Annotated in this window: 14 protein-coding genes and 1 pseudogene; 2 read left to right on the top strand and 13 right to left on the bottom strand. The window is 63.5% G+C overall.

Annotation, left to right across the window (positions count from 1 at the left end; genetic code table 11):
- Positions 1 to 32: 32 nt before the first annotated feature.
- Together X742_RS143250 and X742_RS143255 are read right to left on the bottom strand one after the other, a co-directional pair.
- Entirely contained in the window at positions 33 to 914 is an 882-nt protein-coding gene (locus tag X742_RS143250) for a DMT family transporter (protein WP_032924407.1), read from the bottom strand.
- A 201-nt stretch (positions 915 to 1,115) separates the two neighbouring features.
- Positions 1,116 to 2,198 carry a histidine kinase dimerization/phosphoacceptor domain -containing protein gene (locus X742_RS143255; protein ID WP_023795636.1) on the bottom strand — a complete coding sequence of 361 codons (1,083 nt, stop codon included), beginning with the start codon at positions 2,196 to 2,198 and terminating at the stop codon, positions 1,116 to 1,118.
- A gap of 161 nt (positions 2,199 to 2,359) precedes the next feature.
- On the opposite strand from X742_RS143255, the pseudogene X742_RS1000000176100 reads away from it, so the two are divergent.
- Positions 2,360 to 2,516: pseudogene (locus X742_RS1000000176100) on the top strand (two-component sensor histidine kinase); the annotation flags it as partial.
- Between the two features lie 163 nt (positions 2,517 to 2,679).
- Here the strand turns inward: X742_RS1000000176100 and X742_RS143265 are convergent.
- Complete coding sequence (locus tag X742_RS143265; RefSeq protein WP_023774844.1) at positions 2,680 to 4,140, bottom strand: hypothetical protein; 1,461 nt, start codon at positions 4,138 to 4,140, stop codon at positions 2,680 to 2,682.
- Between the two features lie 269 nt (positions 4,141 to 4,409).
- Here X742_RS143265 and X742_RS143270 point away from each other — a divergent pair, with 269 nt between their 5' ends.
- Complete coding sequence (locus X742_RS143270; RefSeq protein WP_023774843.1) at positions 4,410 to 5,012, top strand: sulfotransferase family protein; 603 nt, start codon at positions 4,410 to 4,412, stop codon at positions 5,010 to 5,012.
- Positions 5,013 to 5,095: 83 nt separating this feature from the next.
- Here X742_RS143270 and minE read toward each other — a convergent pair whose 3' ends face one another.
- From minE to X742_RS143315, 10 genes are all read right to left on the bottom strand, one after another.
- Positions 5,096 to 5,368, bottom strand: coding sequence for a cell division topological specificity factor MinE (minE, locus tag X742_RS143275; protein ID WP_023774842.1), 273 nt, complete (start codon positions 5,366 to 5,368; stop codon positions 5,096 to 5,098).
- Positions 5,365 to 6,180, bottom strand: a complete 816-nt coding sequence (gene minD / locus X742_RS143280; RefSeq protein WP_023774841.1) for a septum site-determining protein MinD — start codon at positions 6,178 to 6,180, stop codon at positions 5,365 to 5,367. Before minD ends, minE begins: the two co-directional genes overlap by 4 nt.
- A 167-nt stretch (positions 6,181 to 6,347) precedes the next feature.
- On the bottom strand, positions 6,348 to 7,253 hold the full coding sequence (gene minC / locus X742_RS143285) for a septum site-determining protein MinC (protein WP_023774839.1): 906 nt from the start codon (positions 7,251 to 7,253) through the stop codon (positions 6,348 to 6,350).
- Between the two features lie 161 nt (positions 7,254 to 7,414).
- A complete protein-coding gene (locus X742_RS143290) occupies positions 7,415 to 9,472 on the bottom strand; it encodes a response regulator (protein ID WP_023774838.1) in 2,058 nt (685 codons plus the stop codon).
- Between the two features lie 3 nt (positions 9,473 to 9,475).
- Positions 9,476 to 15,214: a HAMP domain-containing protein gene (locus X742_RS143295; protein WP_032925035.1), complete on the bottom strand. Its 5,739-nt coding sequence runs from the start codon at positions 15,212 to 15,214 to the stop codon at positions 9,476 to 9,478.
- A gap of 189 nt (positions 15,215 to 15,403) precedes the next feature.
- Positions 15,404 to 15,553, bottom strand: a complete 150-nt coding sequence (locus tag X742_RS1000000174325; RefSeq protein ID WP_023774835.1) for a hypothetical protein — start codon at positions 15,551 to 15,553, stop codon at positions 15,404 to 15,406.
- Positions 15,554 to 15,609: 56 nt separating this feature from the next.
- On the bottom strand, positions 15,610 to 15,897 hold the full coding sequence (locus X742_RS143300; RefSeq protein ID WP_015316916.1) for a hypothetical protein: 288 nt from the start codon (positions 15,895 to 15,897) through the stop codon (positions 15,610 to 15,612).
- A gap of 195 nt (positions 15,898 to 16,092) precedes the next feature.
- Positions 16,093 to 16,416 carry a DUF2934 domain-containing protein gene (locus X742_RS143305; RefSeq protein WP_023774834.1) on the bottom strand — a complete coding sequence of 108 codons (324 nt, stop codon included), beginning with the start codon at positions 16,414 to 16,416 and terminating at the stop codon, positions 16,093 to 16,095.
- Positions 16,417 to 16,536: 120 nt separating this feature from the next.
- On the bottom strand, positions 16,537 to 17,031 hold the full coding sequence (locus X742_RS143310; RefSeq protein ID WP_023774833.1) for a BA14K family protein: 495 nt from the start codon (positions 17,029 to 17,031) through the stop codon (positions 16,537 to 16,539).
- A 118-nt stretch (positions 17,032 to 17,149) separates the two neighbouring features.
- The gene (locus tag X742_RS143315) at positions 17,150 to 17,656 is read right to left on the bottom strand and encodes a DoxX family protein (protein WP_023774832.1); all 507 of its coding nucleotides are present in this window, start codon (positions 17,654 to 17,656) and stop codon (positions 17,150 to 17,152) included.
- Positions 17,657 to 17,875: the final 219 nt, after the last annotated feature.

Raw genomic sequence — 17,875 nt, 5'->3', positions numbered from 1 at the left:
TTGACGTCGCCGGGCGGTCCTGGCGTCCACCCCTACTCCGGCGACGGCACCGGCGGCTTCGAGGTTAGCGCGGTGCCGGCGGCGGCCACGATCACGGCGGCGATGCCGGCCAGTTGCGGCGTGGTAAGGCTTTCCCGCAGGAACAGGAACCCGGCCAGCGCGCCAAGCCCCGGCTCGAGGCAGGTCAGCGTGCCATAGATGCGCGCCGGCATGCGGGTCAGCGCCACCATCTCCAGGAAGAACGGCAGGGCACTGGAGAACAGGCCGACGAGCAGCGCGCTGACCAGGATCGACGGCGCGAGCAGGCCGCTTCCCGCCTCGGCGATGCCAAAGGGCAGCACCAGCACGGCGGCGATTGCCATGCCATAGGCGGTGGTGCGGGTGCCGAGTTCCGCGCCCGCCTTCTGCGCCAGAACGATGTAGAGCGCCCAGAACCCGCCGGCCGCCAGCGCCAGCATCACGCCGATCGGATCGAGCGGCTTTAGCGAGTGGATGAAGGGCGACAACAGCACGATGCCGGCGACGGCAAGCGCGATCCAGGCGAAGTCGCTGGCCCGCCGAGAGGTCAGTGTCGCCACCAGCAGCGGACCGGAAAACTCCAGCGCCACCGCGACGCCGAGCGGGATCCTGGCAAGTGCCGCGTAGAACAGAAGGTTGAGCGCGCACAGCGTCACCCCATAGGCGACGAGCCACGGCATGGTGGCGCGCGAGGGCCATGCCTGCCAGGGCCGCAGCACCGCGATCAGCATCAGCGCGCCGATGACCAGCCTGAGCGTCGTCGTGCCTTGCGCGCCGATCACCGGAAACAGCGTCTTGGCGAAGGTGGCGCCGATCTGGATCGACACCATGGCCCCCATCAGCGCGGCGACCGGCAGGGGTGCGGCTTCGCGGCTGGCAACCGGCATTGATGTCACTTGTGCTTCATCCTCCATGCGCAGAGGCGAAAACCTGCCCGGCGGCACTGCAATAGGATGAACCAGCCTGCCTGTCGTGAGACAGGGCGGATACCTCGATGGGGGCACGGCCAGAGACGGCCGCCGTCCTCGGTTCAGGGATTTCCGCCGCAACGGCGGTACCGGGCGGGACAACCACTACACACTTTTTCTGGGATTGCTCTAGGCCGCGGCGGCGGAGCGCTTGAACACGATCGTGACCCGGGTGCCTTCGTCGGCGCTGGAAGTCACGTCGAACTCAGCCTTGGCGTTCTCTGTCAGCGATTGTGCGATGAGCGCGCCGAGCTTGCCTTGTTTGGGCCAGCTCTCGCCTTCCGGCAACCCGATCCCGTCATCGGCGACGACGACCCGGCAGCCATCCCCGTTCACGACGCTATGCAGCGTGATCGTCCCGCTGTCGCGCCCGCGAAATGCATGCTTGAGCGCGTTGGTCAGCAGTTCGTTGACCACCAGGCCGGTGGGCATGGCAACGTTGATCGAGACCGGGTAGGTGTCCACCTTCATGTCGAGGCGGATGCCCTCGACAGCATGCGAACTCATCACGGCGGACGCGATCTGGCTCAGATAGACGCCGAGATCGACCTCCTCCTTGTGCTCCTCGCCCGATAGCGTTTGGTAAAGGATGGCCAAGGCGTCGACGCGGCCAGCCAGTCTTTCGAAGCGTTTCCGGTCCGGCTCGGTCGCATTGCGCGTTTCGAGGCGGATCAGGGCGGTGATCATCTGCAGATTGTTCTTCACCCGGTGCTGCAATTCCCGCAACAGCGTGTCTTTCTCGCGGACGCGCTCCTCGATCGAGCCCGCATCTTCGGTCTCGCCATGGACCGAGACGTCGACCAATGCCACCAGCCGGAAGCAGGCCTTGCCGTTGTCGTCCTCGATGACGTTGGAATAGACGTCTACGATCGCATGCTTGTCCTCGGCTCGCTCGAGCCGGAACGTGCCGACGAAATCGGTCCCGTCGACCACCGCATCGGACAGCGCGCGGTCCTTCTGCTGGTGCAGGCCAATGCCGGAAAGTGCCGCCCAATGCCTCTGAGCGAGGCTCGCCGCCTTTAGGCCCGACAGTTTCTCGAACTCCGGATTGGCGTAGACGACACGTTCCTGCCCGCTGAGGTCCGAAACGGCGATGGCAATCGGCACCTGGTCGAGGAACTTCTTGAACTGTTCGCTTTCCAGCGCGCTAGCAAGGTCCGGCGTCTCCAGCAACTGCTCGACCGTTTCCGCCTTATCTGAATTCGATGTCATCTGTTGCATCCAGGAATTCTCTGGACGCACCAATATCAGCGAAGCGATGCGCGAGCTATCGCCAAAAATGCCACGTTCACCGGCATTAGGAGCAGGCCCGCGCCAGCCTGGTCCCGCGCAACGGCGACGCCATGGTGAAATCCAGGCCATCACCAAGACGCTCGGCCGAGGTCAAGGCCACGGCGCACGCGCTGAACCAGCTCTCGTCCAGGCTGAAGACCGCCACGGAAAGCCGCATACGGCTGGTGGCCGCCGCCGGCCATGACCTGCGCACGCCGATCACGCGCATGCGGCTGCGCCGAATTCCTCGACGAGGAGATCATCGAGCGCTACGGGCGGCACCGTGAGGCTGAAGAACCGCCAGGGCGGCGGGCTGGCGCGGACGGTGGTGTTCGCGGCGGTGTGATTGGGTCAGGCCCGTCCACATCGCGAAAGGCAGCCCAATGCTGGGACTGCCAAGCAACAAGGCCCGCGAAGCGCGCTACGACGTGGCGCGCAGATTCCTGCGGATGGGACGCCTGCCCGTTGCACGGGCCTTCTCGGCCACCACGGCGGCGATCTCCACCACCTCGCCCTCGCGCGATTTGCCGTTGGTGGCCTTGTGGAGCCGCTCGTAGGGCAGCAATTCCTTGATCCGGGCATTGAGCGACGCGATTTCGGCCCGCAGATCCTCGCATTCCTGCCGCTGGACATCCCTTTGTATGTCCTCCGATGCCTGTTGCAGCGCAAGTTGCGAAAGATTGGCGTTCGCTTTCGAAAGGCTCAGCTTGTCCGCTTCGTTCTCGTCGGTGAGCGCGGACAATCTTTCATCGGCGATTTTCTTTTCGGCCACTGCATCGTCCAGCTCGGTCTTGAGCCTGGCGATTTCGGCGGCGGCCGCACTGTTCTCGTTCGAGGCCCGCTCCAGCCGCGATTCCAGGTCTTGTATCCCGGACCGCAATCCGCGCATTTCCGTCTGGCCGCGCGCCCGTTCGGCTTCCCAGTCGCCTTGCATCAGGCTGGCCGTTTCGGTCTTTTCCGCCAGCTTGGCCTGTGTGGCCTCGAGCGCCTTCTGCAGCCGGATCTCCTCTTTCTCGCTCTTGCCGAGCGTCGCCATCAGTTCCGCAAGGCGCGCCGCTTCGCTGGCGTGGATTGCGGAAAGCTCGTCCAGCCTGTGGCGCGCCTGGCTCTCCCGCTTCAGCACCTTGTCGAGTTCGACCGACAGGCTGACATGTTTTTCCCGCAGCATCTTGCTCTCGCGCAAGCGCCTGTTGGCCTCGACCGTCCTTGCCGTCAGCCGGTTGGCGATGTCGCCGAATTCCGCGTCGCGTTTGGCGCTGGCATTGCCCATCTCGGCGAGCTCGAGCCTTGCCGCCGCCAGCGTTGCGCGAAGCGCGTCCCGGTCCTGGACCAGGTCTGTCTCGCGCTGCTGCAGCACTTCGCACGTGCTGTCACGCTCGCGCAGCTTCGCCGCCGTGTCGTGCAGCTTTTCCGACAGCGCTCTTTGCTCGGCGATCAGGCCGGCGTTTGCGAGTTCCAGCTCATTGGCGCGAAGAATGTCGGTGTGGAGGATGTTGAGGAATTCGCGCGTCAGATGGTGCGAGGTCGAGATTTCCGACAATTTGCCGTTGATCTCATCCAGATAATCCCTGGCGTCGTGGAACATTCCTTCGAAGGCGTTCAACGCCGCGAGCCGGGTCTGGGCATGGGGCGTCAGTCGTGGCGTGGTTTCGGCGGTGTCGGCGTTGCCCGCATCGTCGGGATTGTCCGCGCCCTCCGCTTGCGCCGCATCGGCTTGGGGTGGCGAGACGGTTGACGGGTCAGCGGGGCCATCGTCGCCCTGTGGCGGTGCCTCGAATTCGCTGTCAAGGCTGGCATCCAGGGCGTCCGCCAGATCGTCCTGCAACTCCTGGAGTGCATCGTCTACGTCTTCAGCACGCTTGATCAGGCTCTTGAAGTTCATACGGAACTCCCTCTTACGCAATCAAAACCAGATATTTAACAAACTGCTAATTTGTATCCTTACATCCGCTGGTTCCGCTGGGGAAGCCCCCCTAGGGAAATGTAAATTTCAGACATTTGGGGATTGCACCGCCGCGACAGCCAGTGCCGAGTACCGGGCTGGCGCAGACCGTAGCGTTCGCGGCGGTGTCAACGCTTCTCGTGCATATTCCGTGTACAGCCTGATATGCTGCCAGCAAACGCTTGCAAGTCGAACGGGAGGGGGTGGAGATGTCGATCAAGGTGATCGGAACCGGCTTTGGCCGAACGGGCACGGATTCGATGCGCGAGGCGTTGGCCATTCTCGGCTACGGCCCCTGTCATCACATGCATGAAGTGATCGGCAACGAGGAGCAGAAACGGATGTGGCGTGCGCTGGCCCAAGGTGCCGCGCCGGATTGGAACCAGCTGCTGTCGGGCTATGTCTCCTGTCTGGACTGGCCTTCGGCGTACTACTGGCGCGAACTGATCGAATTCTATCCAAATGCCAGGGTGATCCTGACCTACCGCTCGGCCGAAAGCTGGTGGGAGAGTTTTGAAAAAACGATCGCGAGGGGACTTGAGCAAAGCGTCGACCAAGAATCGCTGGGCCTTGCCCTGATCGCCAGGCAGGTGTTCGGCGGCCGGCCGGGCGATCGAGCGCATGCCATTGCCTGCTACGAGGCCAATGTCCGTGCGGTGTACGCCGAAGTGCCACCGGAGCGGCTGCTGGTCCACGCTCTTGGCGATGGCTGGGAACCGCTGTGCACCCATCTGAGCGTTGCGATACCGGATCAAGACTATCCCAATCGCAACAGCGCCGCAGGCTTCAGGTCGAGATTTTCGCTGAACTGATCTGGACCAAAACCGGCGGTGTCGGCCCGGCAATCCGGACACCTCGCCCCACATGGAGTGGGGCGAGGAAAAGGTGCACGGTTCTACCCCGCCATGGCCAGCGGCACGGCGCTCTTGTTGGGGATCTGGATGTCGATTTCCAGCGTCGACATGGTCTCGCCGCGATCCATTGAGACCTGGAGATAGTCCTGGTCGATCTGCACATGCTTGGCGATCACAGCCATGATCTCCTCGCGCAGAATGGAGACGAGGTCGGGCTGGCCACGGCTGCGGCGCTCATAGGCGAGCAGCACCTGCAGCCGCTCGCGCGCCACCGGCGCGCTGGTGCGCCGCTTGAAGAGGTCGAGGATGCTCATGCGGCCCTCCTTCCGAGCAGACGGTCGAGGAAACCCTTGCGTTCGAAGGGCACCACCACCGGCAAATCTTCGCCTTCGAGCCGCCGTGCCGCTTCGAGATAGGCGCGTGCCGCGTTGTTGAGCGGTTCCGACAGCGTCACCGGCGAACCGAGATTGGAGGCGCGCAGCACATCCTGGCTTTCCGGGATGATGCCGAGCAGCGGCACCGACAGGATTTCCAGCACGTCGTCGATCGAGAGCATTTCTCCCCGCGCGGCGCGCGCCGCGTCATAGCGCGTGACCAGCACATGCTTGGCGATCTGCTCACCCTGTTCTGCGCGCATGGTACGGGCGTCGAGCAGGCCGATGATGCGGTCGGAATCGCGCACCGACGACACTTCCGGATTGGTGACGATGACGGCCTCGTCGGCAAAGCGCATGGCGAGCTGCGCGCCGCGCTCGATGCCGGCCGGGCTGTCGCAGAAGACGTAGTCGAAAACCGAACGCAGCTTGTCGATCACCTCGCCGACGCCGTCCTCGGTCAGCGCGTCCTTGTCGCGCGTCTGCGACGCCGGCAGCAGGAACAGCGTGTCGACGCGCTTGTCGCGGATCAGCGCCTGCGACAGCTTGGCCTGACCCTGGATGACGTTGACGAGGTCGAAAACGACGCGCCGCTCGGCGCCCATGATCAGGTCGAGATTGCGCAGGCCGACGTCGAAATCGACCAGCGCCACCTTCTTGCCGGTCTTGGCGACCGCGGCACCCAGCGCGGCCGTCGAGGTGGTCTTGCCGACGCCCCCCTTGCCCGATGTGACGACCACTACCTTGCCCATGGAAAAAGCCTCCGTTGCCTGTTGTCGTTCGTTGTGCCGTGCGCCGCACGGCTGTTGTCAGAGCCTGCCATCATGCCATCCCAAACCGGTCCGAGGCTTGCGCGCGGCGATGCCTCGGCGCTTGTCCTGGCCGGAACTGTGAAGCCGGGCGTCAGCACCGCGCCGGCCTAGTTCAGCGGCACGACGGCGAGCATGTCGCCTTCGAGGAAGGCCTGCACGGCCTTGCCGCGCGAGACGCCTTCCATCTCTTCGGCGGTGGTGTACCAGCCGTCGACCGAAATCAGCTCCGCCTCGTTCTTGCGGCAGAAGATGCGTGCCGAGCGATTGCCCTGCGAGCCAGCGATGGCGCGGCCGCGTAAAGTGCCATACACATGGATAGAGCCCGCCGCGATGATTTCGGAGCCGGACGCGACCGAGCCCAAAACGATGACATCGCCATGCGGATGAAAGATCGACTGGCCCGAGCGGATCGGCGACTTGACCATCAGCGTGCCGGCCTGGACCGTTTCGATGGCGCCGGCTTCCGCCTTGGCCGCCTTGCCCTTGCCGGCCTCGGCCCTGCCTTCGTCGACCTTGCCCTCGCCTGCCTTGACTTCCCCGGCTTTGACTTCGCCTGCCTTGACTTCGCCGGCTTTGACTTCGCCGGCCTTGCCGGCATCCCTGCCGCGATCCGAAAACACGGTTTCCAGCTTGCCGGCTTCATCGGCCGCCTCCGCCTTGCCCTTGCGGCCGGGCTGAGACAGCAGGCCATCCGTAGTGGCCTCCTTGGCGGCGCTAAGCAGCGGCGGCAGGTCAAGCCCGAGGGAGGCCCCTTCAAGCTCGATCGCGTAGACCCGGATGCCCCGCGCACCAAGCGAAGCAACCAGCAGCGCGATGTCGGCGACGTCGGGCTTCAGTACGTTCAAATCGAGCACCACCGGCCGCCCCGCAAAATACCCTGGCGAATTGCCGATCCAGTGATCCAGCCCCTCCAGCCAGGCGGAAATCGGCGCCTCCGGCGTGAGCGTAAAGGCCACGAACGAACGGGCGCGAAAACGAATGGATTTTGTTTCGACGGGGGCGGCAAAGGTCACGGCCAGCGAATCCTTACTGAGAGGTAAACGCTAGGGGGTTAATGGTTAACGAATGGTTAACGGCAAAGGGCAACTCGGCAGCTAGCGCGAGAAATCCGGAGGTCTGCTAAGCGCCCCGCGGAGACCGGCGACAGGTGCGGGCTCCTCCCGAAGCAGGCGCATCAGCGGCGGCGCGAAGCTGATCGAATGGCTGCTACCAGGTGGGCATCTTCGAAGGGCTTGCTGATCAATGCCACGTCGTCAGGGCGGTCCGAGATTTTCTCGGCATCGGCGTAGCCCGTGACGATGAGTGCCGGCCAATCCGCGCGCAAGCTTCGGGCGAAGCGGATGACGTCGATGCCGGAGATGAGCGGCATGGCGAAGTCGGTTACGATTACGTCGAAACGGTCCGGCTCCTTTTCGATGGCGGCAAGGGCCTGGGCGCCGCCCGAAAACGCCGTCACGTCGAAGCCCGATTGCCGCAGCGACATCGCCGTCAACTCCCGCAGGGACTGACTGTCGTCGACGAGCAGAACAGTCGGCAACTCATCCTCGGCCGCCGTCGGGAGGTCCGTGCCGGCATTGTTGGCGGCACTGGCTTCGAAAACAAGCTCATCTTTAGCGGTGACGTCTTGCGCCTCGCGTGAACGGGGCAACCAGAGCTCCATGGTTGTGCCGTGGCCAAGCTCGCTGTCAATCCTGAGCGTGCCACCCGACTGCTTGGCGAAACCATAGACAGTGCTGAGGCCCAGACCCGTGCCCTTCCCGATCGGCTTTGTCGTGAAGAACGGCTCGATCACCTTGCTGATGACATCCGCGGCGATACCTGTCCCGGTGTCCTCGACCGCAAGCCTGACATAGTCGCCCGCGGCAAGCCCCTGGCCGGCGGGGCCGACGCTGCGATTGTGGGCCTTGACGCGGATTGTCCCGCCGGAAGGCATCGCGTCCCGGGCGTTGAAGACCAGGTTCATCAACGCAAGCTCAAGCTGCGCCGGGTCCGCATGCACCGGCCATATATCTTCACCGACATGCCAGTCGAAGCGCACCAAGCCGCCCAGGATCGGCGCCACCAGGCCGGTCATCGTGTCTCCCAGGGTCGACATACGCACGGCAACCGGCTTCAGATCCTGGCGCCTTGAAAAGGCGAGCATCCGCTGGATGAGGTCCTTGCCCTGGGAAGCGGAGCGGCGCGTCATGTCGAGAACCTGGGCCGCCTTGCCGTCGAGGCTCACTTGCCTTTCGAGCAGGCTCAGCCCGGAGAGGATCGCCGCAAGCAGATTGTTGAAGTCGTGGGCAAGTCCGCCGGTCAGCTTGCCGACCGCGTCGAGCCGTTGCGATTGCAGCAATTGGCTTTCCAGATGGCGCTGCTCGGTGATGTCCTGCATGGTGCCCAGCAGCTCGAGCCCGGCGCCATCCCTGGCAACCACTCCCTGGTCGAGGAATATCCGGTATTCCTCATTGGCGCGTCGCCAGCGGAACTCGCACGCATAAGAGCCGGTCTCGTGGGCGGCCGAAAGCGATCTTGTCACTTCCTCCCGATCAGCCGGATGGACCCGGCTGATGCCGAAATCTGGATCCGCCATGAACCGGTCCGAAGAAAATCCCGTCAACCGCTCGACCCCCTTGGAAACATAGGTTGCGGCGAATGGCGCCTCGGCTGTGCGGGCGTGAAAACAAATCGGCAGCGAAGCGAGGATCGTCTCCTGCCGGGCCTCGGAATGCCGCAGCGCCCGCTCGGCGTCGAGCTTGTCGGACGTCGCCTTCAGCGCTCGCTCAAGCAGCAGCTGCTCCCTGGCCGCGTTCCGCTCGATTTCCCTCGTCTTTTCATAGAGATCGACGAAGACCATGACCTTGGACCGCAGCATCGACGGGTCGAATGGCTTGAACAGATAATCCACCGCGCCGGCGTCATAGCCGCGCAACATATGTGCTTCTTCCTTGTTGATGGCGGTCAGGAAGATGATCGGTGTGGCGTTCGAACGTTCGCGCCTCCGGATCAGGGAAGCGGTTTCGTAGCCGTCGAGACCGGGCATCAGCACATCCAGCAGAATGACGGCGAAGTCGTCCTTGAGCAGAAAGCGCAGCGCCTCGTCGCCCGACTGAGCGCAAATCACCTGCCCGACCCCGTCGAGTGCCTCCTCTATGGCGAGGAGATTCCGCGCGTCGTCGTCGACAGCGAGAACGCGAACCGGCCCCAGCTTTTCGAACGGTTCGCTGCTTTCTGCTTCCATCGCGGCCATAGGCTAGATCCGCCGGGGCGCGATCAGATTGCGGTCGTCGCCGTCTGCCCGCGATGTCCCCGCCCGCGAGCGCGAGCGACCGACCCAAACACGCAGCAGGGCGAGGAGCAGGTCGAGGTCGACTGGCTTGGCGATGTAGTCGGACGCGCCGGCGTCCAGACATTTCTGGCGATCTCCTTTCATCGCCTTGGCCGTAACGGAAATCAGCGGAATGTGCGCGATTTCCGGCTGGGAGCGTATCCGGCGCATGGTCTCGTACCCGTCCATCTCGGGCATCATGATATCGATCAGGGCGACATCGACGTTCGGCGCCTCTTCAAGCATGGCTATGCCATCCCGTCCCCGCTCGGCATGCCGCACCTCGATACCGTAGGTCTCCAGCACGCTGGTCAGCGAATAGATGTTGCGAATGTCGTCGTCGACGATCAGAACCTTGGCTCCGGCCAGATCGGCGTTGTCGAGTTGTTCGGAAGCAAGGATTTCCTCGTCGGGCCTGTCGCCTGGAAGGGCCGCGGACATCAACAAGCCAAGCTGGGAAAAATTGTCGGCACGCGGAACATCGCTGAGCGGCGGATGCAAGGCGATCTGCTGTTGAAAGGAGTCCGGATGGGGCGTGAAGAAGAGCAGGCGCGGGACAAAATCGCCGAACTGCGACATGATCTCATCGAGCATCTGGGCGTTGTCCTTGGCCGAACGGCCAAAACCGAACACGACGGCGTCATATCCGGCAATACCATCCCCGTCGGCATTAGCCGCGACGCGGCCTATGGCGGTGACCGACGTGACGCCGTCGCGAATGGCTTCCACCAGCGCCAGACGACGCTCGGGATCCGGATCCGCGACCAGCACATTGCGTTGTGTCCTGAGTGTCCTCGACTGAATGTCCTCGAAGACACGCGAGAGTTCGCCGGCGGACACCGGCTTGCTGGAAACGCTTGCGGCGCCTCGGCGTGTGAGAAGCTCGATGTCTTCAGCGCCGGAGATAACGTGGATGGGTATGTTCCTGGTCTTCGGATCGTGCCGCAAAAGGTCGAAAAGGACCCAGCCGTCAATGTCCGAAAGGCCCAGATCCAACGTGATCGCATCGGGCATGAGCTTGCGTGTAAGCGCCAGCGTTCCCGAGCCGGCGGTGGAGAGCACGCCTTTCAATCCGGCCGATCGCGCGAGACCAAGCAGCAGCCCGCCGAAAGTGGGGTCGTCCTCCACGATCAGCACCACCCTGTCCGACGGGTCGATCGCATCACGGTCATCGGCGAGTTCCGGCGTTCCTGTCGTGCTGCTGGCCGCAACGGAAACGGCAGCCGGCGAAAGCTCGATCTGCGGTGCAAGACTGCTGCTGCGCGGGCCATCAAAGGGAATGACAAGCGTGAAGGTCGATCCCGTCCCTGGCTGGCTTTCGACGCGCAACTCGCCGCCGAGCAGGCGGGCGATTTCCCGGCTGATCGAGAGGCCGAGGCCAGTGCCGCCATATTTGCGGCTGGTCGTGCCGTCGGCTTGTTGGAACGCCTCGAAGATCAGCTTCTGCTTGTCCTCCGGAATGCCGATGCCTGTGTCGGTGACGGCGATTGCCAGCGCCTTGGGCAGTGTTGCCGCGCCATTTCCGCGGCCGGTCCGCTCGGCATGGATGCTGAGCGTCACGTCGCCTTGGGACGTAAACTTGAAGGCGTTGGACAAAAGGTTGAGGACGATCTGCTGCAGCCGTTTTTCGTCCGTACGGATCGTCTCGGGCAGGATTTGATCGATCTCGATCATAAACCTAAGCCCCTTATCGGCCGCAAGCTGGCGGAAGGTTCGCTCCATATGCAGACGCAGATGTGCGAGCGGCATGTCGTTGAGCTCGATCGAAACCGTGCCGGATTCGATTTTCGAAAGATCCAGTATGTCGTTGATGAGGCTGAGCAGATCCGTGCCCGCCGAGTTGATCGTGCGAGCGAACTCGATCTGCTTGTCGTTCAGGTTGCCCTGCTGGTTGGTCGCGAGCAAGTTGGACAAGATCAGCAGCGAGTTCAGCGGCGTCCTCAGCTCGTGGCTCATATTGGCCAGGAATTCGGACTTGTACTTGGACGTCAGCGCCAGCTGTTCCGCCTTCTCCTCGAGCGCCCGTCTGGCCATTTCGATCTCGAGATTCTTGTTCTCGACCTGTTTTTTCTCGTTCTCGAGAAGCTGGGCTTTCTCCTGCAATTCCTCGTTGGTGGCGTGAAGTTCTTCCTGTTTTTTGGTGAGCTCGGTCTGGCGCGACTGCAGTTCGGACGTCAGAAGCTGTGACTGCTTGAGAAGCCCTTCCGTGCGCATGGTCGCGGCGATCGTGTTGAGCACGATGCCGACCGATTCCATCAATTGCTCGAGGAACAGGCGATGCGTGTCGCTGAAGCGGCTGAAAGAAGCGAGTTCGATGACCGCCTTGACCTCTTCCTCGAACAATGCAGGCAGAACGATAGCGCTGGCCGGCGGTGCTTCGCCGAGGCCCGAGCTGATGCGCAGGAAGCTCGACGGAACCTCGTCGAGCATGATCGCCCGTTTGTCGGCCGCGCTTTGACCGATCAGGCCTTCCCGGAAGTCCACACGCTGGCGAATCTTGGCTTTGCCCTCGGCGGCGTAGGACGCGGCCAGTTCCAGATAGGATTCTTCCTCGTCGCGATTGGTCACGTAGAAAACGCCGTACTGTGCGTTCACCAGCGGCGCCAGCTCCGAGATGATCATGCGCGACACCGTGGCCAGATCGCGCTCGCCCTGCAGCATGCGCGAGAACCGAGCGAGGTTGGTCTTCAGCCAATCCTGCTCGGCATTCTTGAGCGTTTGATCCTTCAGGTTGCGGATCATCTCGTTGATGTTGTCCTTGAGCGCCGCGACCTCCCCGGAAGCCTGGACGCTGATGGAACGGGTAAGATCGCCCTTGGTGACCGCGGTCGACACCTCGGCGATTGCCCGCACCTGTGTGGTCAGGTTCGCCGCCAGCTGATTGACGTTGTCGGTCAGGTCGCGCCACAGGCCGGCGGCGCCAGGCACCCTCGCCTGGCCGCCGAGCTTGCCCTCGATGCCGACCTCGCGGGCGACGTTGGTCACCTGATCGGCGAAGGTCGCCAGCGTTTCGATCATGCCGTTGATGGTGTCAGCCAGGGACGCGATCTCGCCCTTGGCATCGACGGCGAGTTTGCGCTTGAGATTGCCCTGCGCCACGGCGGTGACGACATCGGCGATGCCGCGCACCTGGTTGGTCAGGTTGGTCGCCATGAGGTTGACGTTGTCGGTCAGGTCCTTCCAGGTGCCCGCCACGCCCTCGACCTGTGCCTGGCCGCCGAGCTTGCCCTCGGTGCCGACCTCGCGCGCCACACGCGTCACCTCGCCGGCAAAGGAGTTGAGCTGGTCGACCATGGTGTTGATGGTGGACTTCAGCTCCAGGATCTCGCCCTTGACGTCGACGGTGATCTTCTTCGACAGGTCGCCGCGCGCCACCGCTGTCGTCACATCGGCGATGTTGCGGACCTGGCCGGTCAGATTCTCGGCCATCGAATTGACGTTGTCGGTCAGGTCCTTCCACGTGCCGGCGACGCCGCGCACCTGTGCCTGGCCGCCAAGCTTCCCCTCGGTGCCGACTTCGCGCGCGACACGCGTCACTTCCGAGGCGAAAGAATTGAGCTGATCCACCATCGTGTTGATGGTGTCCTTGAGCTCGAGAATTTCGCCGCGAACGTCGACCGTGATCTTTTTCGACAGGTCGCCCAGCGCAACGGCGGTCGTCACTTCCGCGATGTTGCGGACCTGGCCCGTCAGATTCGCGGCCATGGCGTTGACATTATCCGTCAGGTCTTTCCACGTGCCGGCGACACCGCGGACCTGTGCCTGGCCGCCAAGCTTGCCGTCCGACCCCACTTCGCGGGCCACGCGCGTCACCTCGGATGCGAAGGAGTTCAGCTGGTCCACCATCGTGTTGATGACGTCCTTGATCTGCAGAATCTCTCCTAGTGCATCGACGGTGATTTTTTGGGTGAGATCGCCGGTCGCGATCGCGGTCGCGACCTTGGAGACATCGCGCAACTGCACAGTCAGGTTGCCGGCCATGGCGTTGACGTTATCGGTGAGGTCCTTCCAGGTGCCGCCGACCCCCTCGACATGGGCCTGGCCGCCGAGTTTTCCCTCCGAGCCCACTTCGCGGGCAACGCGGGTGACTTCGGAGGCGAATGAGTTGAGCTGGTCCACCATCGTGTTGACGGTGTTCTTGAGCTCGAGGATTTCGCCCTTCACGTCGACCGTGATCTTCTTTGAGAGATCACCCCGCGCAACAGCCGTCGTCACATCGGCGATGTTGCGCACCTGGCCGGTGAGATTGGCGGCCATCAGATTGACGTTGTCGGTCAGGTCTTTCCAGGTGCCTCCGACGCCACGGACTTCCGCCTGGCCGCCGAGCTTTCCCTCCGTGCCGACCTCGCGCGCGACGCGCGTCACTTCCGAGGCGAAGGAATTTAGCTGATCCACCATCGTGTTGATGGTGTTCTTGAGCTCCAGGATCTCGCCCTTCACGTCGACCGTGATCTTCTTCGACAGATCGCCAAGAGCCACGGCGGTGGTCACTTCGGCGATGTTGCGCACTTGGCCGGTCAGGTTGGCCGCCATTGAATTGACGTTGTCGGTCAAATCCTTCCAGGTTCCAGCGACACCCCGCACCTGCGCCTGGCCGCCAAGCTTTCCCTCCGTGCCGACCTCGCGCGCGACGCGCGTCACCTCGCCGGCAAAGGAGTTGAGCTGGTCGACCATCGTATTGATGGTGGACTTCAGCTCCAAAATCTCTCCCTTCACGTCGACGGTGATCTTCTTCGACAGGTCGCCGAGCGCCACCGCGGTCGTCACATCGGCGATATTGCGGACCTGGCCGGTCAAATTGGCGGCCATCAGGTTCACGCTGTCCGTCAAATCCTTCCAGGTGCCACCCACGCCCTCGACGCGGGCTTGGCCGCCGAGCTTTCCCTCGGTGCCGACTTCGCGCGCGACGCGCGTCACCTCGCCGGCAAACGAGTTGAGCTGGTCGACCATGGTGTTGATGGTCGACTTCAGCTCCAGGATTTCGCCCTTCACGTCGACGGTGATTTTCTTCGACAAATCCCCCGAAGCGACGGCGGTGGTCACCTCCGCGATGTTGCGCACCTGGCTCGTCAGGTTGGTCGCCATCGCGTTCACATTGTCGGTCAAGTCCTTCCAGGTGCCCGCCACCCCCTTGACCCGGGCCTGGCCGCCGAGCTTGCCCTCGGTGCCGACCTCGCGCGCCACGCGCGTCACCTCCGAAGTGAACGAGGCGAGTTGCTCGACCATCGTGTTGACGATCTTGCCGATCCGCAGGAATTCGCCGCGCAGCGGCCTGCCGTCGATCTCCACCATCATGGTCTGGGACAGATCGCCCTTGGCGACGGCGCCAATGACCCGGGCCACCTCGGCGGTCGGTTGCACCATGTCCTCGATCAGGTCGTTGACCGATCTGACACTTGATTCCCAGCTACCTTTGGCGTTCCTGACATGGCCGCGCTCGCTGATGCGCCCGTCTTTGCCGACCACCCGGCTGAGCCGCGCGAATTCCCGCGTCACCTGGTCATTGAGTTCGACGATTTGGTTGAACGTGTCTGCAATCTCGCCACTCAGCCCATCATAGACGTTTTCGATACGGACGGAGAAATCGCCGTTTCGAAAGGCTTTGAGAGCGCTGAGAATTTGTCGAGAGTCCAGTTGTTCTTTTGGTAACCGAGATACGCCCAAAAACCCCTCCACGCGGACCCCACGGCCGGATCAGGCCGAAGCTCCTAACGCGTAGCCGCATATTTTGTTCCATATGATTTGCCAGCGCTGCTGAAAGGCCTCGCAGCGCTTTGCTGGCCCCCGGGAGGACGAAGCGGGTTGGCCTACAGCGGTCTCGGCCTCTGCCTACCGCTATGCACGGCGATCGCCTCAATGCCGCTTGAAATACTGCACTTGCCTTTCGTGCTTCTCCGCCGCTTCGCGGCTGTCGAACGTCCCCAGATTCCGCCGCTTGCCCGTCTTCTCGTCCTTCTTCCTTGAATAAAGCCGGTATTTCCCGTCTTTCAGCTTCCTGATCATCAGTCGCTCCCCAGGAAAGGACGGAGGGCCCGGCGATCGCCGGGCCCTCCCTATTGTCAGTCGCGGTGTTCGGGCATGGCTTTCAGCTGGTCCTTGGTCCAGCTGGTCACGGCATGGACGTCGCCGTCCTCGTCACGCATGAAATCGAGTTCGTTGGCGGCGACGGCGACAGGCTTGGCGCCGATGCCGAGGAAGCCGCCGACGTCGATGACGACCTGGCTGCTGCCATGCATATGGTCGACGGAGCCGATCTTCTCGTCGTTGGGACCGTAGATGGTCGCGCCTTCAAGCGTGTCCGGGGTCAGTTCGGCGCGGCTGAGCCTTACGTGGTTGGCGTGGTCCATGAGTGCATCTCCTTTGGGGTGGGGACAGGGTGAACCTCCGAGGCGGCCAAGGGTTCCGACATTGTCGGAGATGACCAGGGATAGCGCTCCAAGAGAGCGCCGGCTTCGCGACAGTCATGGTTTTGCGCTGGGTGGCTCGATGAATCATCTTGTCATCGAGTTGCGCCAACCCGTTGTTTCGAAAGGCTCGCGCGTTCAGCGCCCGCGCTTTGGCTTGAGGCTGCGTGCGGCTTGCTCGATCGCGGCGCGGTCGGTACCGAGGCGGTCGATCAGCTCCTGCGCCTCCTCGCCCGTTATGCCCGCGCGGATCGCCAGTTCCTCCACCGTCAGAACGTCGGAACTGGCGATCTCGCCGGTTTGCGGCAGCGCGTCATCCGCCGTCAGCGGCAGGGCGGCTTCCCTGTCGATCTCCATCTCGGCCCGGCGCCAGTGCCGCTCATGGTCGCCATGCGCCCCGCCTTCGCGTTGCCAAATCTCGTAGGCGCGGTTCCTGATCTTGTCGTCGCGGTCGTCGCTCATGTCATTCCTCCACTCATGTGAGGCATGAACGCGGCGCCGATGCTAACGATCCAAAAAATTTTGCGTGATCGTCGCGATGACCAGATGCACCCTTCAGCCACGCCTGCCCGGCACCGGCGGCTATTCGCACTGGCGCCTGGGTCCGCCGGAATATGGCTGGTAGCTGTTGTCGTCGGGCCGGTAGGAGCGGTAGCGGCTGAAGCAGGAATCGACATGGTCGGCGGAAAGCGCCGTCGTGGCGACCGCCGGGGCGACACCGCCCTCGACATAGCTGACGGCTGCCGATGGCTGCGCGCCCTGGTCGGCGCCGGCATCGAGATAGGGTGAGACGCAGGGGCGCNCCGGCGCGATCGATCCGGTCGCGGTGGGATCGGGTGCCTGCGCCTTGACGGCGACCTCGGGCGGAGCGGGCTGGTCGGCCGGCAAGCGTTGCAGATTTTGCGCCGCCTTGTTCACCGGCCGCGCGTCCCTGGTCCACAGTTCCGCCACGCTGAGGGTCGGCCTTGCCTCATGCGCGGGCTTGGCGGCGAGCAGCCAGGCGGCAAAACCAAGCCCGCTACCGAAGACCGCAAGGGTCAAGACAAAGCCGCCGACCAGTGCCAATATCGCTTTCACGTCACCCTCCTTGAGTCCCTGCTTATAGAATGCGGAGCATCAAGGCTGGTTCCAGCAAAGTGCGTGTGGCGGGCGTATGAACGGGTCGCGGCCTCAGCTTCTCCTCAAACCGGCAGCCTCACCTCTGGGAAAACTGGTTCTCGACCGCCAGCAGCAATGCCACCGTTTCCCCATCGCGCTGGCGCTGCCGCAGGGTGCGGGCCAGCAGCCAATCCAGCGAGATCCGGCCGGCGCCGGCGACGGCCAGCACGAACATGCCGCCGGCGATCGCCAGATCCTTTTCGAAATTCAGCAGCTCGCTCTGGCTGGCGAAGTTGGTGTGGAACAGTGTGGCCGTTGCCAGGCAGAAGAGGCCGAGGCCGATCGCCCCCAGTCTCGTCAGCACGCCCGTTGCCACCGAGAGCCCTGCCCCCAGTTGCAGCGCGATGGTGGCGACGAACAGCGGTAGCCCAACGCCTTGCGCGGCCATCGCCTTGGCGGCGCCGTCGAAATGAGTGGCCAGCGTCACCCCCTCATGCAGGAAGATGAAGGACATGAGCAGGCGGCCGGCAAGCAGGGTCAGATCCCTGACATAGAGTCTGGTGGCGAGGGCGTGCAGCTTCGCGGCGCGTTCGTTCAGGGTCATGGTCAGCCTCCGATATTTTGACACCGTGGAGGCGCCACGCGGGAACGGCGCCTGCCGAATGTGATGACTAAAAGGGCCGGAGCCGGCTCGAGGGAGAGGCGCCGGCTCCGGCAGTGGGCGCCAGCCACGAGCGCCCGAACTTTGCGATCCATCGGGGTTGGCGCAAGGCCCCTCATCCGTCGCTTCGCGTCCAGCTTCTCCCCCGAGGGGATTGCCCGA

The organism is Mesorhizobium sp. LNHC229A00 (genome assembly GCF_000502415.1).
In the GTDB taxonomy this organism is placed as follows: domain Bacteria; phylum Pseudomonadota; class Alphaproteobacteria; order Rhizobiales; family Rhizobiaceae; genus Mesorhizobium.
Note: the sequence above shows the minus strand (reverse complement) of the source record. Positions and strands in the feature narration are given on the sequence as shown.